Source organism: Virgibacillus salexigens (assembly GCF_014905415.1).
Taxonomy (GTDB): Bacteria; Bacillota; Bacilli; order Bacillales; family Amphibacillaceae; genus Virgibacillus; species Virgibacillus salexigens.
In genome coordinates this window covers 1452794-1477212 of sequence record NZ_BNEO01000001.1, presented here as the reverse complement: position 1 = coordinate 1477212, position 24419 = coordinate 1452794, and the positions used below count along the sequence as shown (strand labels likewise).

General features: G+C 39.7%; 21 protein-coding genes. 15 read left to right on the top strand and 6 right to left on the bottom strand.

All coding sequences use genetic code 11. From position 1 onward, the window contains the following. The first annotated feature begins 7 nt into the window (after nucleotides 1-7). The 7 genes from cysI to cysC are packed head-to-tail and all read left to right on the top strand — an operon-like array spanning nucleotide 8 to nucleotide 6533. A complete protein-coding gene (cysI, locus tag JKP73_RS06760) occupies nucleotides 8-1735 on the top strand; it encodes an assimilatory sulfite reductase (NADPH) hemoprotein subunit (protein WP_051738986.1) in 1728 nt (575 codons plus the stop codon). 14 nt (nucleotides 1736-1749) lie between these two features. Further along, nucleotides 1750-2526, top strand: coding sequence for a uroporphyrinogen-III C-methyltransferase (cobA, locus tag JKP73_RS06755; RefSeq protein WP_038241652.1), 777 nt, complete (start codon nucleotides 1750-1752; stop codon nucleotides 2524-2526). Between the two features lie 13 nt (nucleotides 2527-2539). Next, nucleotides 2540-3271, top strand: a complete 732-nt coding sequence (locus tag JKP73_RS06750) for a sirohydrochlorin chelatase (RefSeq protein ID WP_021290226.1) — start codon at nucleotides 2540-2542, stop codon at nucleotides 3269-3271. Further along, nucleotides 3199-3930, top strand: a complete 732-nt coding sequence (locus JKP73_RS06745; RefSeq protein ID WP_081856090.1) for an NAD(P)-binding protein — start codon at nucleotides 3199-3201, stop codon at nucleotides 3928-3930. Before JKP73_RS06750 ends, JKP73_RS06745 begins: the two co-directional genes overlap by 73 nt. After that, on the top strand, nucleotides 3914-4714 hold the full coding sequence (locus tag JKP73_RS06740) for a uroporphyrinogen-III synthase (protein ID WP_038241661.1): 801 nt from the start codon (nucleotides 3914-3916) through the stop codon (nucleotides 4712-4714). Before JKP73_RS06745 ends, JKP73_RS06740 begins: the two co-directional genes overlap by 17 nt. Before the next feature lie 23 nt (nucleotides 4715-4737). Then, nucleotides 4738-5916, top strand: a complete 1179-nt coding sequence (sat, locus tag JKP73_RS06735) for a sulfate adenylyltransferase (protein ID WP_021290223.1) — start codon at nucleotides 4738-4740, stop codon at nucleotides 5914-5916. Between the two features lie 14 nt (nucleotides 5917-5930). Then, nucleotides 5931-6533, top strand: a complete 603-nt coding sequence (cysC, locus tag JKP73_RS06730) for an adenylyl-sulfate kinase (RefSeq protein ID WP_200411031.1) — start codon at nucleotides 5931-5933, stop codon at nucleotides 6531-6533. 244 nt (nucleotides 6534-6777) lie between these two features. Here the strand turns inward: cysC and JKP73_RS06725 are convergent, their stop codons facing one another. Beyond that, entirely contained in the window at nucleotides 6778-7395 is a 618-nt protein-coding gene (locus tag JKP73_RS06725) for a TetR/AcrR family transcriptional regulator (RefSeq protein ID WP_038241682.1), read from the bottom strand. Nucleotides 7396-7639: 244 nt separating this feature from the next. Between JKP73_RS06725 and JKP73_RS06720 the strand changes: the two genes are divergently transcribed. After that, the gene (locus JKP73_RS06720; protein ID WP_021290220.1) at nucleotides 7640-8401 is read left to right on the top strand and encodes an SDR family oxidoreductase; all 762 of its coding nucleotides are present in this window, start codon (nucleotides 7640-7642) and stop codon (nucleotides 8399-8401) included. A gap of 70 nt (nucleotides 8402-8471) precedes the next feature. On the opposite strand, the gene JKP73_RS06715 is transcribed toward JKP73_RS06720, so the two are convergent. Continuing rightward, complete coding sequence (locus tag JKP73_RS06715) at nucleotides 8472-10301, bottom strand: glycosyl hydrolase family 18 protein (protein ID WP_160806924.1); 1830 nt, start codon at nucleotides 10299-10301, stop codon at nucleotides 8472-8474. A gap of 179 nt (nucleotides 10302-10480) precedes the next feature. Here JKP73_RS06715 and JKP73_RS06710 point away from each other — a divergent pair, with 179 nt between their 5' ends. Further along, a complete protein-coding gene (locus JKP73_RS06710) occupies nucleotides 10481-10654 on the top strand; it encodes a hypothetical protein (protein ID WP_021290218.1) in 174 nt (57 codons plus the stop codon). Nucleotides 10655-10668: 14 nt separating this feature from the next. Here JKP73_RS06710 and JKP73_RS06705 read toward each other — a convergent pair whose 3' ends face one another. Beyond that, nucleotides 10669-11238: a histidine phosphatase family protein gene (locus JKP73_RS06705; RefSeq protein ID WP_031335287.1), complete on the bottom strand. Its 570-nt coding sequence runs from the start codon at nucleotides 11236-11238 to the stop codon at nucleotides 10669-10671. Between the two features lie 146 nt (nucleotides 11239-11384). On the opposite strand from JKP73_RS06705, the gene JKP73_RS06700 reads away from it, so the two are divergent. Next, nucleotides 11385-11723, top strand: coding sequence for a DUF3889 domain-containing protein (locus JKP73_RS06700; protein ID WP_021290216.1), 339 nt, complete (start codon nucleotides 11385-11387; stop codon nucleotides 11721-11723). 15 nt (nucleotides 11724-11738) lie between these two features. On the opposite strand, the gene JKP73_RS06695 is transcribed toward JKP73_RS06700, so the two are convergent. After that, entirely contained in the window at nucleotides 11739-12278 is a 540-nt protein-coding gene (locus JKP73_RS06695) for a GNAT family N-acetyltransferase (RefSeq protein ID WP_021290215.1), read from the bottom strand. Nucleotides 12279-12885: 607 nt separating this feature from the next. Between JKP73_RS06695 and JKP73_RS06690 the strand changes: the two genes are divergently transcribed. The 3 genes from JKP73_RS06690 to JKP73_RS06680 all read left to right on the top strand — a co-directional run bounded on the left by JKP73_RS06690 (nucleotide 12886) and on the right by JKP73_RS06680 (nucleotide 16746). Next, complete coding sequence (locus tag JKP73_RS06690; protein WP_021290214.1) at nucleotides 12886-13476, top strand: CalY family protein; 591 nt, start codon at nucleotides 12886-12888, stop codon at nucleotides 13474-13476. Between the two features lie 72 nt (nucleotides 13477-13548). Then, on the top strand, nucleotides 13549-15099 hold the full coding sequence (locus JKP73_RS06685) for a M4 family metallopeptidase (protein ID WP_308436487.1): 1551 nt from the start codon (nucleotides 13549-13551) through the stop codon (nucleotides 15097-15099). An 81-nt stretch (nucleotides 15100-15180) separates the two neighbouring features. Next, nucleotides 15181-16746, top strand: a complete 1566-nt coding sequence (locus tag JKP73_RS06680; protein WP_188942812.1) for an FIMAH domain-containing protein — start codon at nucleotides 15181-15183, stop codon at nucleotides 16744-16746. Between the two features lie 438 nt (nucleotides 16747-17184). On the opposite strand, the gene JKP73_RS06675 is transcribed toward JKP73_RS06680, so the two are convergent. Both JKP73_RS06675 and JKP73_RS06670 read right to left on the bottom strand, forming a co-directional pair. Continuing rightward, on the bottom strand, nucleotides 17185-19368 hold the full coding sequence (locus JKP73_RS06675; protein WP_021290211.1) for a Xaa-Pro dipeptidyl-peptidase: 2184 nt from the start codon (nucleotides 19366-19368) through the stop codon (nucleotides 17185-17187). Between the two features lie 336 nt (nucleotides 19369-19704). Continuing rightward, nucleotides 19705-20463: a TrmB family transcriptional regulator gene (locus tag JKP73_RS06670; protein WP_021290210.1), complete on the bottom strand. Its 759-nt coding sequence runs from the start codon at nucleotides 20461-20463 to the stop codon at nucleotides 19705-19707. A gap of 301 nt (nucleotides 20464-20764) precedes the next feature. Between JKP73_RS06670 and JKP73_RS06665 the strand changes: the two genes are divergently transcribed. Next, nucleotides 20765-22108: an amidohydrolase family protein gene (locus tag JKP73_RS06665; protein WP_021290209.1), complete on the top strand. Its 1344-nt coding sequence runs from the start codon at nucleotides 20765-20767 to the stop codon at nucleotides 22106-22108. Between the two features lie 179 nt (nucleotides 22109-22287). After that, complete coding sequence (locus JKP73_RS06660; protein ID WP_200411030.1) at nucleotides 22288-24384, top strand: glycoside hydrolase family 31 protein; 2097 nt, start codon at nucleotides 22288-22290, stop codon at nucleotides 24382-24384. Nucleotides 24385-24419 lie beyond the last annotated feature (35 nt).

The window sequence follows — 24419 nt, the reverse complement described above, 5'->3', positions numbered from 1 at the left end:
TTTCTATATGGGTAAAGGGAACGACTCAATTAAGCAAGTACCATTGGATGATATGGAGCGCATCAAAAAAAATAGTAATTACCTTCGAGGAACGATTACAGAAGGCTTGGCAGATCCAATTACAGGTGCCATTTCTGATGATGATAATAAACTATTAAAATTTCATGGTAGCTATCAGCAAGATGATCGTGATTTCCGAGATGAACGGAGACGTAAAAAATTGGAACCAGCGTATCAATTTATGCTACGCGTGCGGGTCCCTGGTGGTGTTACAACAGCGGAGCAATGGCTGGTCATGGACGAATTAGCACATAAATATGCGAATGGAACGATTCGTTTGACGACAAGGCAAGCTTATCAACTACATGGCATTCTGAAACGGAATTTAAAGAATACAATCAGTAGTATTAATGATACATTGATGGACTCCATAGCTGCTTGTGGGGATGTTAATCGAAATGTAATGTGTAATACGAATCCTTATCAATCGGATGTTCATGCGGAAGTAGTTGCATGGGCACAGAACATTAGTGATCATCTTACCCCTCGAACGGGAGCATACCACGAAATTTGGTTAGATAAAGAGAAGGTAGTTGATTCTAGAGAAGAAGCGGAGATGGAACCAATTTATGGAACAACCTATCTTCCTAGAAAATTTAAAATTGGAATTGCTGTACCTCCTTCTAACGACGTTGATGTATTTTCACAAGACCTAGGATTTATTGCGGTAAAGGAAGCAGATAAGCTGCTTGGTTTCAATGTAACGGTTGGCGGTGGTATGGGAATGACACATGGAAACACCGATACCTATCCACAGTTAGGAAGAATCATCGGTTTTTGTGCACCAGAAGCTGCCGTGGATGTAGCCGAAAAGATTGTTACGATACAGCGCGATTATGGAAATCGTTCGAATCGAAAAAATGCTAGATTTAAATACACCATCGATAAACGAGGAATCGATTGGTTAAAGCAAGAACTGAATGAACGTTTAGGCTGGGAATTAGAAGCAGCAAAAGACTACGTGTTTAAGCATAATGGAGACAGTTATGGATGGATTAAAGGAAAGTCGAATTGGCATTTCACGTTATTTATTCAAAATGGTCGCGTAAAAGATACCGATGATTACCAATTAATGACGGGATTAAGGGAAATAGCTAAAGTTCATACTGGAGATTTTCGCCTTACTCCAAATCAGAATCTAACGATTGCAAATGTAACAGACGAAAAGAAACAAGATATCGATCATTTAATAAGACAATATAAGCTTACAGATGGTGGTCAGTATAGTGGCTTACGACGTAATTCGATGGCCTGTGTCGCATTACCAACTTGTGCATTAGCAATGGCAGAGTCGGAAAGGTATCTCCCTTCCCTACTGGAAAAGATAGAAAATCTTCTCGATGAAGCTGGATTAAGAGAGGAAGAAATCGTGATAAGAATGTCTGGTTGCCCGAATGGGTGCTCCAGACCCGCATTAGCAGAAATTGCTTTTATTGGCAAAGCCCCAGGTAAATACAATATGTATCTAGGTGGGAGTTTTACAGGGGATCGCTTAAGTAAATTATACCGTGAAAACATCGGAGAGCATGAAATTCTAGAAACACTGCAGCCGATTATTAATGCCTATGCCAAGGAACGTACAGAAAAGGAACACTTCGGCGACTATGTTATTCGTGCTGGCTATGTTGAAGCTGTGTATTCTGGACTTAATTTCCATAAGGAAAAAGATGAATAGAGGGAGTGTAGTCAATGGGGAAAGTATACCTTGTAGGAGCAGGTCCAGGGGATCCAGAGCTAATTACTGTAAAAGGAGCAAGGATGATCGAGCAAGCGGATGTCATTCTTTACGATCGGTTAGTAAACGAACAATTATTAGCATATGCTTCGCCACATGCAAAACGAATCTATTGCGGGAAGCGCCCGGACCATCATTCATTGAAGCAGGAGCAAATTAATCAATTACTATGTTCGTTTGCTAGTGAAGGGAAGACCGTAACGAGGCTTAAAGGTGGCGATCCATTCATATTTGGCAGAGGTGGTGAGGAGGCGCTGGCTTTACAACAACATCATATCCCATTTGAGATTGTACCAGGTATTACTTCTGGTTCAGCTGCCCCATCATATGCAGGTATTCCTTTAACGCATCGAAAAATAAGTTCTTCCGTTGCATTTGTATCAGGAGTAACAAAACAGGATGAAGATATCGATACGTATTGGAGAAATCTAGCAAAAGGTGTGGATACATTATGTATCTATATGGGCGTTAAGAATCTACCGGTGATCTGTCATCAACTGATTCGTCATGGTAAAGACAAAGATACACCAATCGCTCTCGTGCACTATGGGACAACACAAGCACAGCAAACGGTAACGGGTACATTAGAAACCATTGTATCTAAAGCAGAAGGTATAAAAAATCCATCCATGATAATTATTGGTGAGGTCGTCCGTTTACGTGATCAGCTTCAATGGTTTGAATGGCTTGCCGATGAGAATATTCCGTCACCGGTTGCAATTAGTGGTTAAGGAGGAAAAGCGAATGCAGGGCGTGCTTTATGTAAGTCATGGAAGTCGTTACGCCACTACCAAGTCAGAGGTGAATCAGTTTATTGCAGATGTGAAAGAGGAAATCCCTATTCATCTACAGGAAATCTGCTATTTAGAGCTTGCTGATCCAGATATCCACCAGGGAATTAATAATCTCGTCTTACAAGGAGCCACAGCAATTGCAGTTATACCAGTGCTCTTACTACGTGCCGGTCATTATTATCAAGATATTCCAGAAATTATTAATCAACAAAAAGCAATGTATCCCCATGTATCATTTTCTTATGGGCAGCCTTTAGGCGTACAGAATCGACTAACTTCCATTCTAGCAGAACGTATCAAGGAGACGAATAGACCAATAGATCCCAATGCTAAGGTGTTCGTGGTTGGTAGAGGAAGCAGTAATCCGCAAACGAAGAAAGATATGGAGGCAATTGCTGATAGGTTACAAGCTTTTATTGGTGTTGATCAAGTAGAAGCTTGTTATTTAGCAGCATGTGATCCTTCCTTTGAAACCATGCTGGAGAAAGCTGTCGCAGGGGAATCTGCACAGATCATCATTGTTCCTTATATATGGTTTACAGGTTTTCTCACACGATTTATGAACGAGAAAGTAGCAGAGTTAGATAATCATGGAAAAGAAATTTTATTATGCAAACACCTTGGTGCACACGTGGCGATGAAGCAAGCATTAAGGGACCGGGTAATCGAGGCAGTATCATAAAAAAGGATGTGACAAAGGTGTCGCATATGCCGTTAATGGTTGATGTAGGTGGAAAAAGTATCGTGATAATTGGTGGAGGAAATGTCGCAGAGCGACGTGTTTCATTATTTTTAAAACAAGCTGCATATATTACTGTGGTTAGTCCTGAGGTAGCCCCCTCTCTTCGGTCTATGGCAGATGCTGGGCAAATATATTGGCGAAAAAAATGTTTTGACGTAAAGGATATACAGCATGCATTTATTATAGTTGCTGCTACAAATAATGAAGCATTAAATCAAACGATTTGCCAATCTGCCTCACCATATACGCTTGTGAACAATGCTTCAGATGCAAAAGGGGGCACGTTACATATCCCTGCCCATTTCCAGCAAGGAAAACTATCCATCAGTGTCTCCACAAACGGAGCAAGTCCGATGCTGACAAGTAAAATTAAGAACGATCTGAAGTCCCAGTATGATGAACAGTATGGTGATTATGTTGATTTCCTTTATGAAATGAGACAGTTTATGAAACAAACTTCATTTATCAAGCAGGAACAAAGGAAGATTTTACAATCTCTATTATCGGATGAATATCTTGATAAAGATAGACAGAAGGAGATAAGTAATTGGTTAAAAAGGAAGACAGGAAGGAACGATTCACATGAGCGGTTTAGCTAACAAAAAAGTTGGTATTGCGGCTACGCGTAAAGCAGAGGAAATTTCTACACTTGTAAAGAAAAATGGTGGGCAACCTTCCCTCTTTTCCATTCAAGGCGAGCAAGTTTTTGATGATCTTACTTGCGAACAAAATATTGCTGCACTCCTAACAGAAAGCTTTGACTACATTATTCTAACAACGGGAATAGGTGCTTCTAGTTTAGAAAGGATTGCCAAAGAAAAGGGATACGAAACCGAATTTATTCAAAAGGTTGCAGCCACAACATTAGCTATCCGTGGTAGTAAAACATTCAATTGGCTGAAGCAACATAGCTTATCCCCGGATTTTATTTCTAGCGATGGAACGATGAAGGATTTATTAGCAACATTAAAAAAACAGCCAAACAAGATTGGACAGCGTGTTTTTTTACAAGCATACAATCAGGACGATGCCCTATTAAAAGATGCTTTGCAGCATATGGGATATGAAGTCTACCTAGCCAAACCATACTTCTATAGAGCCCCAAATAGGGAAACGTTAGCCAGTTTACAGAACCATATTATTCACCAATCGTTGGATGCCGTTATTTTTACAAGTAAAACCCAGGTGCAGAACCTGTTTAACGCAGCTGACGAGCGGTTAGGGCAGGCCTTTAACGAGGATGTGCTGGCAGTAGCGGTTGGAAAAGTAACTGCACAAGAATTAATGGATCGACAGATAGCAGAAGTATTTCTGCCAACCAAGCCTAAGATGGGGAGAATGGTAGTTGAGCTAAAGCAATACTATCAACAACTCATTGGGTAATTATTAAAATTGGAGGGAAAGTGATGGCAACAACAATTGATACCAAACGTTCAGGAAGTATTCCGCATGGTGGAGAGCTTATTCAACGTCACGTAAGTGAATCTGCACGAGATGCTTACCTGAAAAAAATAGACACGATGCCTAAGATTTATTTAAATGCATGGAACCTGTCAGATTTAGAGTTAATTGCTAATGGTGGATTCAGTCCATTAACTGGTTTTATGAATGAAACAGATTATACAAGTGTTGTAGAACAAATGCGGTTGAGCGATGGTACCGTTTGGAGCATTCCAATTACATTGGATGTTGATGAAGCTACTGCGGACACATTGGATATTGGTTCTACAGTTGCGTTAGTTGGTCAGGATGAACAAGTATATGGTGTTTTGGAATTATCGGATATGTATACGTTTGATAAAGAAAAAGAAGCAAAGCTTGTGTATGGAACCACAGATTCGGAGCATCCAGGAGTAAAAAAAGTATATGAAAAAGGGGATATTTATCTCGCCGGCCCTATTTTTCTCCTGCAGGCAAAACAAAATGAGAAATTTCCTGAACATCAGCTTGAACCGAAAGAAACAAGGAAGTTATTTGCTGAACTGGGGTGGAAAACGATTGTCGGATTTCAAACACGAAACCCAGTACATCGGGCGCATGAATATATTCAAAAATGTGCATTAGAAATCGTCGATGGCTTGCTGTTAAATCCACTTGTTGGGGAAACAAAATCGGATGATATTTCAGCAGAGATTCGAATGAAAAGTTATAAAGTAATTTTAGATAAATATTATCCAAAAAACCGAACAAGACTTGTTATTTATCCAGCAGCAATGCGCTATGCAGGTCCAAGAGAAGCCATATTACATGCGATTGTACGTAAGAATTATGGGTGTACGCATTTTATTGTCGGCCGTGATCACGCTGGAGTAGGTGATTATTATGGCACCTATGAAGCACAGGAGTTAATTTCACAGTTTGAGCAAGAATTAGGTATTCAGATTTTGGCCTTTGAACATGCGTTTTATTGTACAGCTTGTGAGAATATGGCGACAGCAAAAACATGTCCGCATGATAAATCCAACCATGTACATCTAAGCGGAACCAAGGTACGAGAAAAGCTGCGCAATGGAGAAGAATTACCGAAAGAGTTTTCTCGACCAGAGGTTGCGCATGTATTAATGGAAGGGCTAAGACAACGCTGATTAGGAGGAAAAACGTGAGTAAATCAACAAATATCTCGTGGCATGATTCGATCATTACTAAAACAGAGAGACAAACCAAAAACAAACATAAAAGTGCGATTTTATGGTTTACTGGTTTATCAGGGGCCGGGAAATCTACCATTACCGTTGAGCTTGAACGAAAGCTGTATCAGCTTGGAATATATACGTATCGCTTAGACGGCGATAATATTCGTCATGGGCTGAATAAAAATCTAGGTTTTTCTCCAGAGGATCGCACGGAGAATATTAGACGAATTGGTGAAGTAGCAAAGTTATTTGTCGATGCGGGTGTTCTTACGTTAACTGCATTTATCTCCCCATATCGAGAAGATCGTAATCAAGTTCGTGCTCTTGTTGCAGAACGCGAATTTATAGAGGTTTATGTGAGATGTAGTTTAGAGGCTTGTGAACATAGGGATCCTAAAGGATTGTATCAAAAAGCAAGATCTGGTGAGATTACAGGATTTACAGGAATTGATGCCCCCTATGAAGAACCAATCAACCCTGAATTGACGATTGATACCGAAGAACAATCTTTAGATGAAGCTGTACAGCAAGTCATTAATTATTTATTAGAAAATGAATACCTGAACTAAATGAAAAGGTCTCCTTCGATTGAGGAGACCTCAGCTTGTAGAGTCCCTCTTCCCCGTTTTATTCTCCTTCAGGGGGGAGGGCTATTCCCTTTCCGAGTGCGATCTTAGATTAAAACCAATCACTACCATTAGGCATTCGATATTACTAACGAAAAAATTGAATTTCATAAAATAGCCCAAAAATAAGTCTGTCGAGAAAATAATCTCGACAGGCTGAAGTCTCTTTCGATTGAGGAGACGTTAATTATAGTGTTTGTTCTGGAGAATGGCTGTGTTGTGAAGTTTGATAGGTCATGGTAATTGGTGAGTGGGAAAGCATTTTGATTAATTGATCGGCCATGTATTCAGGAGTGTATTTAAACCCGTTCTTTACCCATTCCATTATCATCCCAATAATCGCATACGTTTGATAACTTGCTTGTAAGTCTTTATCAATGGCACCCTCTTCTTTTGTGCTAATTAAATCCTTTTCAGATAGATCTCTGAAGACAGTACATAGTTTTTGCTGAAATCCAGGAAAAATCGTATCATGGTTGATAATTGTTTGATAGAAATCGGAGTAACGAGCTACATGCTCAAATATTTTTATCGTCGATGCATTCATTTCATGGAGAATAAAGGTTTGTTTATTTTGGTATGGTTCTCGAAAGGATTGCGTTAAATCAGTGATGACATCTTCCATCAGTTCCTCAAACAATGCTTCCTGAATGTCATAATGTTTATAAAACGTTCCTCTGTTTAAGTCTGCCTTGTTAACAATGTCAGTGATCGTAATTTGTTGCATGTCCTTCTCTTTCATGAGTTGAATCAATGCTGTTTTTAAGGCATTTTTCGACTTATGAACGCGACGATCTACTTTCATATACAATCTACCACCAATCTGTTTAGTTAGCTTATTTTTATAAACACTATCCGTGTCATTTGTTGATTTATCAACATGTTAGCGGTTATTTGAATATTGCTACCTTCATTATAGTACATTATGCTTATAGTATACAGCTACATGATTTGGTCATTAGTTGGAAGGCTAATTTTTATATGGTAGAACATATCGTTTCTATTAAAAGGGGATTCGAGGTCTATACTTATGAAAGGAGAGATTTTCAATGAAATTAGATGGTAAAGTAGCTATTGTTACTGGTGCAGCCTCTGGTATGGGAAAAGCGATAGCACAGCTCTATGCAAAAGAAGGAGCAAAGGTAATTGTTTCTGATATTAACTTAGAAGGTGCGGAAGCAGTCGTTTCTTCCATTGAATCGGCTGGTGGAACTGCTAAAGCACTTAAGACGAATGTGGCTAATCGTCAAGAAGTGGATCAAATGATCGATACAGCAGTAAGTGAATATGGAACATTAGATATTTTAGTGAATAATGCTGGAATAATGGATGGATTTGAAGCTGCTGGAGATATTGAAGATGAGAATTGGGAGCGCATCTTTGCTATTAACACAACGGCTGTGATGCGTGCAACAAGAAAAGCATTATCCATCTTCTTAGAAAAAGGCAATGGTGTCATTGTCAATACTGCCTCTACTGGTGGTCTGAATGGTGCCCATGCAGGTGCAACATACACAGCTTCCAAACATGCTGTCGTTGGATTCACGAAAAATACGGGCTATATGTATGCAAATGAAGGCATCCGTTGTAATGCCATTGCTCCAGGCGGGGTTGCCACAAATATTAGCGCATCGATGAAAAACATGAACGAATTCGGTGCAAGTCGTACCAAGGCTGGACAAGGCGTTATGCCGCGCGCCGGAGAAGCTGAAGAAATTGCCAATGTGGCTCTATTCTTAGCATCTGATGAGTCTAGTTTTGTTAATGGAACGGTAATTACTGCTGATGCTGGTTGGACAGCAGCTTTTTAAAATAGATGTAATAAGGGAAAGCTCCGTAACGGTAACGGAGCTTTTAAATATTAAAGTTCAGCAAGCTTATCTATTCATTACAACTTTCGATGATTTTCCAAGGACCCCATTCACCGGTTGTCCCTGGTTCTTCACCTTTTGTCCACCACTTGGCTTCATACAAATTATTATTGTGTTGAACACGATCCCCTCCAACATAACTTGTAGCTGGCTCCCATGCTGGATACTCACAGGTCGCCCCTTCTTCACTCGTAGAAACCGTTAATGAGGAGGCTGGGTAGAGGTTTCCTTCTCCATCTTTAGAAGATACTGTGATGGTATAAGCGGTGGCCGCCTGCAAGTTTTCTAGAACAATGGAAGGTTCTGTTGTAGTAATTTCTTGATTATTATACGTAATAACATATTCTACAACCGATGTCGCATCTGTTGGCTCGTTCCAAGATAGATCAATACTCGATGCGGTTACCTTTGTTGCTTCCACATTTTGCGGTGCTAATGCAGGGGATTCAGGATCGCCACCATCTCCTCCTGTGAATTGAAGATTAGTAGCTAGTGTGGTGACAAGGGTATGATTGACATCGCCGCTATAATCCCAAAACATTGCTCCAGCAAGTCCTTTCGACTTGATAAAGTCGGTTTTGTATCCAAATGATTCCTCATCATCATAAGTAATAAAGTTGCCGTTAGATGCATTATATAAATAAGGTACTTTCGCTTCATCGTTCCAATAGCGCTGATAGCCGTTTTTGTTTATATAATTATCTTCTAGGTCACTAAAATCAAACGTTCCATTTTCCCATGTGCCTTCCGTTGCAGGTGAACAGTTCTGGTATTCCCCATTATTCGTTGCCTCACAATCGCTCCATCCTCTACCATAGAATGGTGTACCAAGTACGAGTTTATTCCCTGGTACCCCTTCATTCAAGTAGCTATTTACAGCGCTTGCTACATTGAAGGATTCTGCATTAGGAAGTCCTGCAGTTTCTGCTTCAGGATCAAAATATAACGGAGCGTTATGCCCACTTTGGGTTTGCCATCCTCCATTAAAGTCATAAGTCATAATATTAATCCAATCTACGATCTCTGCTATTTGGGTTAATTCATTATTATTAACATATTCTTCATTTGCAGCAGAAGCAATGGTTAATAAGTATTCCGTTCCATCTTCAGCCTCTGCTGCATCTAGTTTTTCCCGTACTTCTTGCAGAAGCAAGACATAATTTTGTTTATCTTCCGGGCGTGTGCTATTGCCAGGTAATCCCCCGCTAACTGGGTACTCCCAGTCAATGTCTACACCGTCAAAACCATACTTTCTGATAAAATCAACGGCAGAGTTAGCGAATTGTTCTCTTGTTGTCGGGTCCGCTGCTACATCTGAAAACCGATTCGACCAAGACCATCCGCCAATTGATATAAACGTCTTTAAATGAGGATTTTCCTCTTTTAATTTAATGAGTTGTTGAAAATTTCCTTTTAATGGATCATCCCAATTATCACCTGGGTTGGTTTTTTGTGCATCTATCCAAGGATCCCCCATAACTACTGTTCCATTTGGTACGTCAATATTTCCATTTTCATCCTGACATGCCCATGTTTGTGGATTGGGACTCTCTGGATCAGGGTTTCCATGTCTTCCATCCCAGCAAATATCGGCAAAAGCATAATTAATATGGCTCACTTTTGACGCATCCATATCCCATACTTGGAAGTCCCTTCCGTAAGCTGCCCAAGATGGATAATACCCCACGATGTTGTAGTCTGATGCTGCTGCTTCTTTTGCTTGAATTATACTATGATTGGTAGGCATTGTTGTTAGTATTAGTAAACCAAAGATGAAAAAAATGAAGAACTTTTTTGTTCCTTTTAATAGATTCACTACTTCAGCATCCTCTCTTTTCATGTTTAGATTATGAAAAGCGCTTTCATAGTTTTGTAGATTACTAACATGCATGTTTTGTTGTAATAACTATATCATATTTGTTATTACAAATATTTTCAAGTTAATTAACAGAAATATCTAAATTTTGATTCTAAATACCCAGTATTATCTGGAAATAAACGATAGAGTAAGGGGGTAATTTGTTATGTCAATTTATTATTTGTAATGATGATTATGGTGGGGAGTGGGGATGTAAGATACCTCTTATAGATATAGCAAATCGAATAGTAGCAATGAGAAGAAGATCCCCCTCGGTGAGCGTTTTTGCTGATGAGGAGGATGAACCATTGCCTGTGGAAAGAGATTCCAATTGAGGAAGCAGTACGTGTTAGGAAAGATGTTCAATTTGGTTATAGTTATGTACTTTCCATGTTTGGTCTTGGAATTGAACATTACTAATACAACCGTTCATTAACTTCGTAATACCTGAACCAACCTCTCCGTTAGACAGCTCGGAAAGAATGACATTAATAACTGCTCCATGAGCTACTAATAAAATACGTTGTTTGGGAAATTGTTGTGTTACCTTTTCCAAACCAGTCATTACGCGCTTTTTGAAACCCTCCCGTTCTTCTTGATGAGGGAATTGCTTATCTGGATACACTTGAAATCTCTCTTCGATGGTCATGCCCTCTGCATCCCCAAAGGACCGTTCTTTAAAATCGTCCATCTCGATAAAGGGAAGTCCTAAGTGTCTATTTATAATTGTTGCAGTTTCTTTCGCGCGTTGAAGTGGGCTGTATATCAAAACATCATAATCATCGGCATTTAAAAAAGTACCACATTCTTCTGCTTGCTTTCTCCCTGTGTTGTTCAGTGGGATATCTGTCTTCCCTTGCAATTTCCCTTGTGCATTCCAATCGGTTTCACCATGTCTTATTAAGCAAACTGTTGTAATTGTTCCTCTCTCCCTTAACGTCATTCATTTTTTCTTATTATATCAAATCATACCTTCTTTTGAATTTGTTAACGATTATAATGTCTTCATCATCTACGAATAATTTCAATGTTTTATCACATTCTAAACAAAAAGGAGGATTCGATATGCATTCATTTTTCATAGCGATCAGTTTGAGTATGTTCATGTTTACTGGAATTGCTTCTCCGGCAGCGACGGAGTCACCATTGTCCGTTGATGAAGGAGTACCAGCATATGCAAAATGGGGGAAAATGGCTGTTAAAGCTACAATGGCAAAGTATCCAGATGCTGAAATCATCGATTACTTATATAGTGGTAATGAGGTAAAAGATGATTCCAAAGTAGAAAAATTCAAACTATGGCTAAGGCAAGGCAATAAAGAGTTTGGTGTACGGATAAATATTCGTTATCACCAAGATACCGAAAAAGTAGAAGGAATTACTTTCCAGGAAACATCTAAGTAAAACATTAACTTTTACTTATTCATCAGCAGGGTTAAGTCGAGCTAGTACTTGGTGATCTTCCCAGACACCATTAATCTTGACATTCTTTTTTGCAATACCTTCTTTATGGAACCCTGCTTTCTCTAAAACACGTATCGATCCTATATTATGGGGCATAACGCCTGCTTCTATTCGGTGCAATTGTAATTTATCAAACCCTTCGTTAACTAATAGCTTCACTGCCTCAGTCATATAGCCTCTGCCGTTATAGGATTTATCGAGAAAATATCCGATAAATGCACGTTGCAGAGGCCCTCGATATACTTGGAAGAGATTAATAACGCCAATTAACTGTTGCGTTTGGAGGAAAATACCATAATGATATTCTTCATCGTTTTCCCTCCGTTTTCGAATTAGTCTCATTCGACGTAACTGGCCTTGTTCGGTATAGAATTCTTCCGAACGATCCATGGAGAAATTCTCAAAAAACGATCGGTTCGTTTGTTCTAATGCAAGCAAGTCACCCACATCTTCCGTTGTTAATGCACGTAAATAAAGATTATTCCCACGTATCATTTGTTACCTCCACGTTTTTTATAGGTAATATTCGACGAATCTTGCGATAATCCTGCTCGCAATAAATAAAAATCAGTCATCGTTTTTTTTAGTAATTTAAGTCTAAGGAAGTACATTTGCTATCATACTTAACTTCAGATGGAGCATGTAGGAGGAAAAAGGAATCACAAAACATCTTATATAGTGGAATTTGTGCTAGGTATTCTTTGAACATATAGGAGCTTTTGTGGATTTTTTTGAAGTAGATTTCAATCTATAAATGAAATCATAGTTATTTCGTCTTGGAAATGATGACATACATACGTGGGATCCTTTCAGAACGGAACTTTATGCCTAAATCTATAAAATCTATTACTGGTACTATCTAATTATTTTTAAATATTCCAGATATTTACTCCATGCTTCGACACCTCTAGCAAATCTATTAAATTATAATAGTCTTTACAACTTTATACATACATCAAAGAGGTTCACCTAGGAAAGAAATAGAGGTGTTCTTTTTTTAGGGATAAATATAAAGCTTAGTGAGGTGATAGCAGACACAAGCTCCCTGTTCATAAGGGAAGGGAGAAATTTTAAGAAGTTAATTCGTGAGGGAGGAAACGGAATGAACGTAAAGAAAAAGTTAGGCTTCGCCCTAACAACAGCCATGTTTGGGTTTGTATTACTGATAGGTGGAACCTATGCGTACTTTAGTGATCAGGAAGTGACCAATAATAGCTTTGCAGCAGGAACGTTGGATCTCTCGGTAAATGAAACAGCCATTATAAATCTTGTTAATTTAAAACCGGGTGATACCATGCTGCGAGAATTTGCCATATCAAATGATGGAAGCTTAAAAATTGAAAATGTGTTCTTAGAAACAGCGTATGCAGTTACGGATGTAGGCAATGACAATGTGGATGATTTCGGAAAGCATATTAAAGTTAACTTTTTATGGAATTGGCAGCAGGAAAGTGAACCTATCTTTGAAACCACCTTATATGACTTACAGCAAATGGATCCAGACGTAGTAAAGCGTGATATATGGGATCCTTTATGGGAACAGCGTGGCGGATTGGAAACAGATGAAACACATGATTTTTGGGTGGAATTTGAGTTTGTTGATAATGATGCGGAACAAAATATGTACCAGGGTGATGGTCTCGCTTTAGAATGGGCATTCAACGCCACACAATCAGCAGGCGAAGAAAAATAATGAATAGGCAATGAGGGGATGAAGATAGTGAAATTAACGAAGAAAATAACGATTTCCACATTGGTATTATCGATGTCATTAGGAATGATGTTGCAAAGCAGCCTTGTCTATGCTGAGGAAGAAACGAACATGAAACAGAATGAATCTGGTACACCTTCCTATATTATTGGAAATTGGCAGGCACCTAATGGAGCTACCAAAGAAGAAGCAGTGCGCAACTACTTTGCAGATAAACAGAACCAGTTCCAATTAACAGGCGACCCCAATGTAGACTTTACGATTCAATCTGAACAACTAGATCAAGAAACGGGGGAAACCCATCTTCGAGTTGCCCAAACGTACAAAGGTATTCCAGTGTATGGCGCCGATCAGTCGATTACCCTAGATAAAGAAAAACAGGTGACGGCCTATTTTGGAGAGGTTATTCCTAAGTTAGAAGATCAAAGGATACCTGGAGAAGCTGTTGTATCAATGGAAAAGGCGAAGGCAATTGCTAAAGAAAACATAGAAAACAAGATTGGGAATGTTAAGCAATATGATGGGGCAGTAAAGGCAACGCCATATATCTATAAACATCAGGATACGTTTTATCATACGTACCTTGTCACAGCATCAACGACAACACCAGAAGTAGGATACTGGCATTACTTTATTGATGCCACAAATGGCGATATCATAGATTCCTATAATGCGGCACATCAAGTCACTGCATTCGGTACAGGCGTATTTGGGGAAAGGCAGAAATTTGAGGCACAGGCGTTTAATGGTCTGTTTAGGCTGTTTGATGTGACCCGGGGAGAAGGAGTAGTAACATATGATAATACTTCAGGAGAAAACGTTGATGTAACAAGTATTAATAAGATGTTTCGCGATGGTTCAGCAGTCGATGCTCATGCAAATGCGCAAAAAACGTATGATTACTATTTAGATACATTTAACCGTGATTCTGTCGATGATCATGGACAAATCTTAATTTCGGCAGTCCATGTTGGCGACAACTGGAATAACGCATCTTGGAATGGCAGGCAAATGTCCTATGGGGATGGCGATGGTATTCGATTCCATCCGCTTGCCGGCGGACTGGATGTAGCTGCCCATGAGATGAGTCATGGAGTGGTACAACATACGGCTGGTTTGATTTACCGAAATGAATCTGGCGCGTTAAATGAGTCATTTGCAGATATCTTTGGAGCCATGGTTGATCGTGATGATTGGTTGATTGGAGATGACATCATGGCCGATGGTAGCTTAGCCTTACGCTCCTTGGAAGATCCTGCAGCATTAATTGAAAGTAGAACACAAGAACCGTATCCAGATCATTGGGATCAGAGATATACAGGTCCGTTAGACGGTGGAGGGGTTCATATTAATAGCAGTATTAATAATAAAGCTGCTTATCTCGTTTCTGAAGGTGGCGAGCATTATGGAGTAGAAGTAACAGGGGTAGGACGAGAAGCAACAGAGCAAATCTATTACCGTGCATTGTCTGTATATTTAACGAGTAATTCGGATTTTAGTATGATGCGCCAAGCGGCCATTCAAGCAGCGAAGGACCTTTATGGAAGTCAATCTGAAGCAGCAGCGGCAGTTGAACAAGCCTATAATGCAGTAGGCGTCTATTAACTTACTTAACTAGCTGTCTATGTTTCCTAGGAGCTAGCTTTCACATTGTATGTATATATTATTTTTATAAGGAGGATTTGAATGACACAATCAGTATGGAAAAAAGCAGCAACTATAATATTAATTGGGCTACTCGTTATTACAATGACACCGGTGACAGGCTTGGCTGATGAAACAGATGTGCCGACAACAGGCTTTGAAGATCGTAATGGGGACGGTTGGACAACCCAAGAGGAAGAGTTGGCCTTCTTAGAAGAAGTAGCTGCCACGTCGGATCGTGTTGCTTATTCGGAAATTGGAACAACGGTGGAGGGGCGGCCGCTTCATCTGGTTCGAGTGGGCTTCCCAGCACCCCCAACAGACGAGGAAATAGCTGACGGTCGCAATATGCTCGTAGTCGGATCCCAGCATGGAAATGAAGGCGCTCCAAGAGAAATGGCGCTGCAATTATTGAGAAATTTAGCTTTTACAGATGATCCCGTGTTATTGGATCAACTACAAGAAGCCACTATTTTATTTATTCCAACTGCTAATCCTGATGGAAGAGCGGCAAATACAAGAGCCAATGCAGAAGGAATTGATATTAATCGGGAGCATTTAAGTATGCGTACCAATGAAGTAAAAGCAATTGCCAGTGTCTTAGAGGAGTTTACGCCAGATATTACCGTTGATGGTCATGAACGCCCGAGGGATAGCGGTAATCCTGATATGGAGATGTTATGGCCACGTAATTTAAATGTCGATGAGCAGCTTCGTTCATTAAATCAAGAGATGGTGGAAGATTATCTTCTGCCAGAGGTAGAGGAGGCAGGATTTACTACTGGATTATATGGTTCCCCTGGAGGAGCCGGCGGAGGGGATGAGCGTATTTTGCGTAATATCCTCGGTTTACGTAACGGCATTGGTTTACTAACAGAGTCGGCAGGCCTACAAGAACCCCAACGACGTGTCGACATGCAAATGCGTACACTGGAATCGGTATTATCCTTTTATCGAGAGCGATTTGATGATGTAGGTGCCGTCGTTTCTGGTGCGCCAGAGCGTCAACAGGCGGCCGGCTCGGATCAAACGGAACCGTTTTATTTGGACGGTGCCGATAACTTTGATCCAACAACAATATTAGAGACAAAACCAAGTGGTTATTTGCTGACAAATGATCAGACGCAAGAGGTAGAGATCTATAAAGAGTTATTTGCTATAGAAACAGAAGCAATTAATGGTGGGGGAATGTATGCTGCAATGGACCAACCAAAAATGGGTATTCTTCCGTTCTTGTTTGATGAACGAGCAACATATACCCAAGTGGAAGGCATCGCGTTATATGATAGTACAGATGTTGGAACAGCAGCTAATATGAAGTCACTTGTTGCTCACTTTGAAGAGGAAGGGGAATTTGAAGAAGCGGAAAATGCGAGAGCATTAGACTTGCATCTCACGGCAGTTGATCGCTTTGAGAAAAAAGAGAAAGCAGATAAAGTTATAAAGCATATGCACAGCTTTAACAGATTATTAGCGTATCAGAGAGATAATGAATTCATTTCAGAGCTTGCCTATTCCAATTTGCAAAAATATGCTGCTTATATCATAGGGAAATGGGAAACGCCCTCTGATTCAACGAACGTGGTAGGACAAGTCAACGAAGGGTAAGTAGAGTAAACCTGAACAGATCCCGAATAAGCTTGTAGTCTATATTAATCTAGCGGAATGGAAGGAATGATTTATGTAATCAAAAAAGGAAGAGGAAGGGGCGAAATAGGTAATCCAAAAAGCCGAACGATAAAATAGCACGTGCAGTCAACCTACGTAGCTCCTTGAAGAAGAACACTTTTTCTGTGCGCGATGTCGCTGCCGGATTCTTCCTTATCCTGCAGGAAAGTGTTCTGATCAGGGCTTACGAAACGCTTCCTTTGAGGACAACGTCGGCATCCCCCTTGCCAGGGCAAGGAAGCTGAAGCGGTGCCCGTGGGGAAAGCGAAGTATGTTGACGGAGCATGATAGAATCTGTTTTATGTAAAGTTATAATCCGAACGAATTCGGGTGAAATCGTTCGGATTATGATAGGAATAAGTTATTTTTGTCTTCGTCTTAGTTTTCCCATTTATTCAGAAGACTCGCTGCATCGATGGTTAGTACTTGGTAAGCTTGCCTCGCTATCTGTTTATTCTCCCATTTTTTCTCAATTAATCGTTGAAACCCTTTCATATGTTTCATGAATTTGTCGGTGGCTTGCTGCTCTTCAAAACGCTCTACTGCTGTTAAATGGGTAAGTAAGGAGCGTGCTACACCAGGATTTGCAAAGGCATCTTCTTCTTGATAGATAGAAATGATTTTTTTCATATCAGCTACATTTTCTGGAGATGTACCGCCTTTATAATCGAAGGCTTTGTCTAGTGTCTGTTTACCACCAACAACAGGTAAGGAAATCGAACTATCGCCAAGGGTAACATCAAACGAGGCTTGATTGTTGTCCGGCATCAGCATCTGGTCATCACTACCTGCGATAATAACTCCGATTCGATGACCCTCTTGAAAAATATAATCTTCTGGTAACATGTCCCATTGGAATGTATACGTTTTTCCTGGTTCTACTGGCGCTGCATGTTCTAGTCCATCCCAGTTTTGGACATCTAACCAACCATGTGACACAATCTCATAAGGTGCCACATGCGTTGTTTTTTCTGTCTCTTTATAACAAGCATCATCTACATCTGTACTTGCTCCCCAGCAAGATTCTGAATCTAGTGTACGAATACCTTCTCCTCTATCACGATGGTTGACTCGTTCAGTGGTACCATAGTCGACAATGAGGGCTGTAAGATTCGAATCATCTTGATCAATGCTTGCGTTTATATTTAATTTGGGGACCCCACTTAGTTGGACTTCGTCCTTTAGCTCAGGAGATAAATACATAAGCCGATTTTCTTTCGCTGTAAATTCATCCTCCACCATCTGTTGTTCTGTTTGCTCTGGGTTATCGATAAAAGACTGGGTGAATTCCCCAAGGATTGGACTGGTCATTAGTGATCCGGGCACTTCTTCATTTTCAGGAGCGAGCCTGATAGTAACCGGTTCTGCCCCTTCATTCGGCCAATTTCCAGTAGTTTCCCATTCGTCGGCCGTTCGTTCGATATCAACCATTGGTTCGTTCATGATCCCGTTATCGATGTCAAGCAGCCAATAATCAAACCATTGATGGAGCGTATCCACCCATTCTGCTCGTCGAAAATCAAAAGGATCGACATGACCGGTTTGCGTTAACCAAAGCTTTCGAGGTACATCATGGTTTGTTAAAGCATCCCACCAGTTGGAGAAATGGTTTGCTTTCACATTATAATCATTTAAGCCATGAATCACGAAAACACTTGCTTCAACATTTTCTGCATCTTTTACAAAATTGCGCTCATCCCAAAAGGAATTGTAATTACCTGTTTGATCATCTGCATCATTGCGTATTTCCTCTCGTACAACGGCACATGGTTCGATACGTTCGCTCGCTGTTACCGCATGTGATAAACCGGATGGCCCGTTGCGATAAAATGGAATGCCGCCGTAACGATAATAATCATACCAACTGCTAATTGCTCCAATTGGAACTATCGTTTCTAGGCCATCGATGCCTGTAGCAGCAGCTGCATTGGCTAATGTCCCATCATAAGATTTTCCGATCATACCTACCTTTCCTGTTGACCAATTTGCTTGGATTTCTTGCCCGTTTTCGTCCCACGCAGTTCCTTCTCCATTTAACCAATCAATTACTACGTTGACACTCTCTGTTTCTTCATAGCCTCCAGTAGGTGGGCAGCCATCAGAGTTATTCGTTCCTACCATATCTACTTGTACAACAGCGTAGCCTCGTGGAACAAAATAATTATCATAAAACAAAGGAAACTTTTCATTAACTCCATCTCCATCAGGGTCTTTCGTTTCTGACTCATTCCCTCTTCCGATACTTTCATAATAGGGGCTGGCATCCATAATAATCGGTACTTGTAATTCCTGGTCGGTTTCTTGGGGACGGATAATATCAGCGGCAATGCGATCAAGGTTGCCGTCTCGGTCACTATCCATGTTTGACTCCACATAAATCGTTTCTTTAATAGCATTGTCGTAATCGTAAACCGGTTGTGTCGCTTCTTCTTCAAGATGATAATTCTTAGGTTGAGGGGTTCTGTCATGTGTTTCTGTATCTGCGGTGATGGGGGTGGAGAACATGGTGAGTAGCAGAAGCGAAGTTATCATACTAGCTATCTTCTTATTTTTTGTTTTCATGAACTAACTATCCCTCCTATTTAATATAGTAAACTAATTGTAGAGCATCATAGCATGATATAAAGGTTGGTAGAAGAGGGGGAAGTAACAATTTTCCGATTTTTTCAGAGGAAAAAAGGGTACAAAGTTCTATAGGTAAGGCTCTGAATCGTTGTGTAAGAAAGTATCCCATTCATATGCTGTTTATGACGGAACTAGTTTAATGAATAGTCTATCGAAAAAACTACCTTTAGGTAAAAGGTAGTTTATTTGCTGCTAGTAGTGGGCTTAGCTCACTACTAGCAGCTCTAGCTTATTGAAGGTTCAGCATCGATTCAAATTGACATTAGGTTACGCTTAATATCGCAGCTTCATCAGGATATGCTTAATGTCTTGATCATTCATTAATAATTCACTATGCTTTTCATTAATTTTAGCTAATGCAACGTCATGATAGAAAAATTCAATAAATAGCTTAACAAATGGTTTTGACATGGTCTTCATCGCTTGCCATGAATCGTTTTCCACTCCTGCAAAAATCGTTTCTCGATCGTCCACAATAATCAATCGAAACCGTTCCAATACATCATGCTCTTTTGCAGGTATAAGGGTGTGGACGTGAGTCAAGTTGGTGTTCATGTTCCCTACGACAAGGACTTCAACCTCTACACCGTTTTTCTCTTTCTCTTTTAAGAGTGGCAAGTATTCTACCAAATCATCTTTCCATAGCGAAACTCGGATGGTTTCTTTTGCTTCCTGGATAAGTTGCTTCATTTGTGCTTGAATAGATGTATTTACTTTCAGGCTCCATATGCGATCATCAAGGAACGGCTTTTTCTTTGAGCTGGTTTTTAGTTGCTTAATATTTTCCTGAAATTCAGCTGTTAGTTTTTCAATAGCAAGGGGTAATGGAAGCGCAGTGTAAAGCTTTTTCTTTTCTGATATCGAATCCATTACCATACCCTTATCAATCATACGTGTTAAGACTTCATACACCTTTGCTTTTGGAACCCCAGAATATTTAACAATTTGAGTAGCATCCATAGGTTCATCACTAGAAGCTAGAGTTTCAAACACATTACTTTCATATTGTGAAAAACCAAATTTTTGTAACATATATACTCCTATCTATATTCCTTACGTATATTTTAATGGTAAATAAATAGTTAATGAAATAATTCTGTTATTTATATTAAATGATATGGACCATTTATTTCAATTGATAAATGCCGATTCTCCTATTCTTCAGCTGGTATTAGCTTAAACCAATCCCTCTATTTTTATTTGACAGAGATTAGAAGCTCATTGTAATCTAGAAAAAAGTTACTATTATAGTAGTAACTTTTAAGTTAGCCATTGATTAAACAAGAAAAGATAGAATGATAACGAACTAAATACGATAGTAAGGGGTTTTTTAATGATAAGAAGTGATGTTGCTAAAAGGAAACGAAAAACAGCTTATATAAATGCTACTTTTTTTACAATGGATAAGGAAAATCGAGTTTTTGAAAATGGGATGATGATTGTACAAGATCAGTTCATTACATACATTGGTTCACATTCTAAAGAGCAGCTGGTGGATGTAGACCAAGTAGTGGATCTTGCTGGGAAATGGGTGATGCCTGGTCTTGTAAATACGCATTCGCATATTGTGATGACGATTTTACGTGGTATTGGAGATGACATGCTGTTAAAGCCTTGGCTGGAAAAGAAAATATGGCCGATGGAAACACAGTTTACGACAGAAATTGCTTCTGTTAGTGCTAAGCTAGGTATTTTGGAGATGTTGAAATCAGGGACTACGACGTTCTCTGATATGTTCAATCCAAATGGCATAGATTCAGATGATGTTATACATGCAGTTGGAGAAACCGGGATTCGTGGTGCTTTTTCGTATACAATATTTAGCTTTGGTACCGAGGAAGAGCAGAAAATGAACCTGAGGGAAGCAGAGCAATTTTCTAGAAACTATAAAACGTTTGCTGATGGTCGTCTGACCACCATGGTAGCCCCTCATAGTGCCTACACATGCACACCGGATGCTCTTACTGCGAGTGCCGGAATTGCTAAAGACAATAATTTGATGGTACACATTCATGTTTCAGAAACAAATGATGAAATCATGGATATTGAAAGTCGCTATGGTTTTCGTCCTGTTGAACATCTTTGCAGATTAGGTCTCTTCGACCAGCCAACGGTGATGGCCCATGGTGTGGTTCTTAATGATGAGGAGCGAGCAATGCTAAAACAGTATGATGTACGTGTTGCTCATAATCCAATCAGTAATCTGAAATTAGGATCAGGAATTGCGGATATTGTTCGTCTGTTAAATTCCGGGATAAAAGTAGGAATTGCAACAGATGGCGTATCTTCCAATAACAACTTTGATATGTTCGAGGAAACCCGAACGGCTTCCCTGCTGCAAAAAGGTGTATATAAAGATCCAACTAAATTCCCTGCACAAACAGCGTTAGCTTTAGCTACTCGGGGAGGAGCTGAGGCAATTGGTATGGGAAAAAGCACGGGTTCATTGGAAGCAGCCAAAAAGGCAGATTTTATTACTATTTACCCTTATGATAAGGAGCATCTACATCCTCTCCGTGAAGCGTATTCCCATCTACTTTATGCAGCACGTGGAAGTGACGTAGCCGATGTGTATATTGATGGCAAGATGGTTGTGAAGGATAGAAGCTGTTTAACGATAGATGAAGAAAAAGTGATGTCCGAAATGAATCGCCTACAGGAGAAACTCTTGAAATAAACGATTCTGCTCGTTTTCAAAGAGCAAGACGCAAAACCATTCTATTCAGGAGTCTATAAAATGTAATTTAAAAAACACATTTTATAGACTCCGTTTAACGATTCCTATAAAAGACTTTATTTTTCAGCAATCTTATGTCATATTATAATAACAACGTTGTTATTTGTAGGAGTGATATAATGAGTGTTTTCCAAGTAATGGAACATGAACATAATCAAATGGCTTTATATGATGGTTTCACGTACTGCAACATTCGTGTACTAGAGCCGCATATCATTAATGTCAGCATGAGTGAACAAAAGGAAATTAGTCTTCCAACATGGACGGTCACTCCTGGAGATACCGTCTTGCCTTTTGAAGGAATTGCACGTCAAGATATGTCTCGTTTCTCCCGTCCGAATTATACATTTACGGAAACGGAAAAGACTTTAGAAATAGAGACAATGGAATTAAAATTAGTTGTTCAAAAAGAAGATCTGTATCTTTCCTGGTTTCAGAAAAATAAAACAGAAGAATTTGTGGAAGTGATTACCGACCGTCATACACAAAGTTATAAACATCATATAAGTTCGAGCCATCCAACATGCCATTATTTACAACGCCAAGAAAATGAAATGTATTTTGGGCTAGGAGAGAAAACAGGTGCAGCCGATAGACATGGGAGACGTTTTCGAATGAAGAATATCGATGCGATGGGTTACAATGCTGAAACAACCGATCCGTTGTATAAACATATTCCTTTTTATATCACGTATAAACCGGATATCGACCAATCTGTTGGTATCTTCTACGATGATTATCAAGATTCCGTTTTTGATTTTGGTCAAGAGTTGGACAATTACCATGGCTCCTATCGATACTACGAAACGAAAAGTAGCTTTCTAGATTATTATGTTATTGCTGGACCGAGAGTGAAAGATGTCACACAGCGATTTAGCTGGTTAACTGGGCGGCCAACCATCATGCCTCCATGGAGTCTATCTTATTCCGGTTCCACCATGCAGTATACAGATGCACCTCATTCACATGAACGAATGAAACAATTTCTAGCTCAATGTGAAGAACATCAAATCACCGTACGCTCATTCCATTTGTCATCTGGATATACGTCCATTGATGATAAACGCTATGTATTTAATTGGAATTATGATAAGTTTCCAGATCCAAAAGCATTTGGAAAGTCATTTGTAGACAAAGGCGTTGAAATCGTTGCCAACATTAAGCCGTCATTGATGCTTCATCATCCGCTGTTAGATGAAGTGTTAGCGTTTGATGGATTTGTTAAAGATGAACACGGCGAACCGTTACTCATTCAATTCTGGGACGATAAAGGATATTATTTAGATTTTACAAATCCTGATACCATCGCATGGTGGCAAGAGAAGGTGAAGACAACCCTGCTTGATAACCACATTCATTGTACTTGGAACGATAATAATGAATTTGAGATTTGGGATGATAGCGCACAGGTGCATGGATTTGGCCAGGGTGGTAAGTTCAATGATTACAAAGCAATTATGCCCTTACTCATGATGAAAGCTTCCAGAGACATCCAAATGGATTATCATCAAGATAACATGCCATATGTTATTAGTCGTTCTGGATGTGCTGGTATGAGTAAATATGTGCAGACATGGACGGGTGATAATCGAACGAGCTGGCATACCTTAAAATTTAATAATAAGATGGCAATTGGACTGAGCCTATCTGGCGTATTCAATTTTGGTCATGATATCGGTGGTTTTTCTGGTCCGAAACCAGATCCTGAACTATTCGTAAGATGGGTGCAGTGTGGAGTGTTTTATCCGCGGTTTTCTATTCATTCGTGGAACAGTGATGGCTCTGTTAATGAGGCTTGGATGTACCCGAAAGTGATGGAAGAAGTGCAAGCAGCTATGCATTTTCATGAACGACTGACACCTTATTTACAGACGCTTGTAGAGCACTCCCATTCTAATTATGCGCCAATTATTCGCCCAACCTTTTATGACTTTGATCAAGATTCAGCTACGTATCTTGACTCCGACGATTTTATGGTAGGAGACAAGCTGCTTGTTTGTCCGATTGTAGAAGCAGGTCAGACGGAAAGAACGGTGTATTTACCGGAAAATGAAGAAGGTTGGATTGATTATCATACAAGTGACTATTATAGAGGTGGACAAACCATACAAATACCGGTGACGCTGGATAAAATTCCATTATTCGTTCGACGGTTTGCTTCTATACCAATGTATAATCAAACATTAACACAAGTGGAAAATTATCATTTTGAATAAGGAAGCCTATTGAAGGGGAATACGAAGTCAGTATA

Excerpts from the sequence above, each read along its gene's own strand:
- JKP73_RS06700 (WP_021290216.1), top strand. The coding sequence starts at position 11,385 with ATGCATTCATTTTTCATAGCGATCAGTTTGAGTATGTTCATGTTTACT.
- JKP73_RS06715 (WP_160806924.1), bottom strand. The coding sequence starts at position 10,301 with ATGAAAAGAGAGGATGCTGAAGTAGTGAATCTATTAAAAGGAACAAAA.
- JKP73_RS06675 (WP_021290211.1), bottom strand. The coding sequence starts at position 19,368 with ATGAAAACAAAAAATAAGAAGATAGCTAGTATGATAACTTCGCTTCTG.
- sat (WP_021290223.1), top strand. The coding sequence starts at position 4,738 with ATGGCAACAACAATTGATACCAAACGTTCAGGAAGTATTCCGCATGGT.
- JKP73_RS06660 (WP_200411030.1), top strand. The coding sequence starts at position 22,288 with ATGAGTGTTTTCCAAGTAATGGAACATGAACATAATCAAATGGCTTTA.
- JKP73_RS06720 (WP_021290220.1), top strand. The coding sequence starts at position 7,640 with ATGAAATTAGATGGTAAAGTAGCTATTGTTACTGGTGCAGCCTCTGGT.
- JKP73_RS06740 (WP_038241661.1), top strand. The coding sequence starts at position 3,914 with ATGAGCGGTTTAGCTAACAAAAAAGTTGGTATTGCGGCTACGCGTAAA.
- JKP73_RS06695 (WP_021290215.1), bottom strand. The coding sequence starts at position 12,278 with ATGATACGTGGGAATAATCTTTATTTACGTGCATTAACAACGGAAGAT.
- JKP73_RS06750 (WP_021290226.1), top strand. The coding sequence starts at position 2,540 with ATGCAGGGCGTGCTTTATGTAAGTCATGGAAGTCGTTACGCCACTACC.
- cobA (WP_038241652.1), top strand. The coding sequence starts at position 1,750 with ATGGGGAAAGTATACCTTGTAGGAGCAGGTCCAGGGGATCCAGAGCTA.
- JKP73_RS06680 (WP_188942812.1), top strand. The coding sequence starts at position 15,181 with ATGACACAATCAGTATGGAAAAAAGCAGCAACTATAATATTAATTGGG.
- JKP73_RS06685 (WP_308436487.1), top strand. The coding sequence starts at position 13,549 with ATGTCATTAGGAATGATGTTGCAAAGCAGCCTTGTCTATGCTGAGGAA.
- JKP73_RS06670 (WP_021290210.1), bottom strand. The coding sequence starts at position 20,463 with ATGTTACAAAAATTTGGTTTTTCACAATATGAAAGTAATGTGTTTGAA.
- JKP73_RS06665 (WP_021290209.1), top strand. The coding sequence starts at position 20,765 with ATGATAAGAAGTGATGTTGCTAAAAGGAAACGAAAAACAGCTTATATA.
- JKP73_RS06745 (WP_081856090.1), top strand. The coding sequence starts at position 3,199 with ATGCAAACACCTTGGTGCACACGTGGCGATGAAGCAAGCATTAAGGGA.
- cysI (WP_051738986.1), top strand. The coding sequence starts at position 8 with ATGGGTAAAGGGAACGACTCAATTAAGCAAGTACCATTGGATGATATG.
- JKP73_RS06690 (WP_021290214.1), top strand. The coding sequence starts at position 12,886 with ATGAACGTAAAGAAAAAGTTAGGCTTCGCCCTAACAACAGCCATGTTT.
- JKP73_RS06725 (WP_038241682.1), bottom strand. The coding sequence starts at position 7,395 with ATGAAAGTAGATCGTCGCGTTCATAAGTCGAAAAATGCCTTAAAAACA.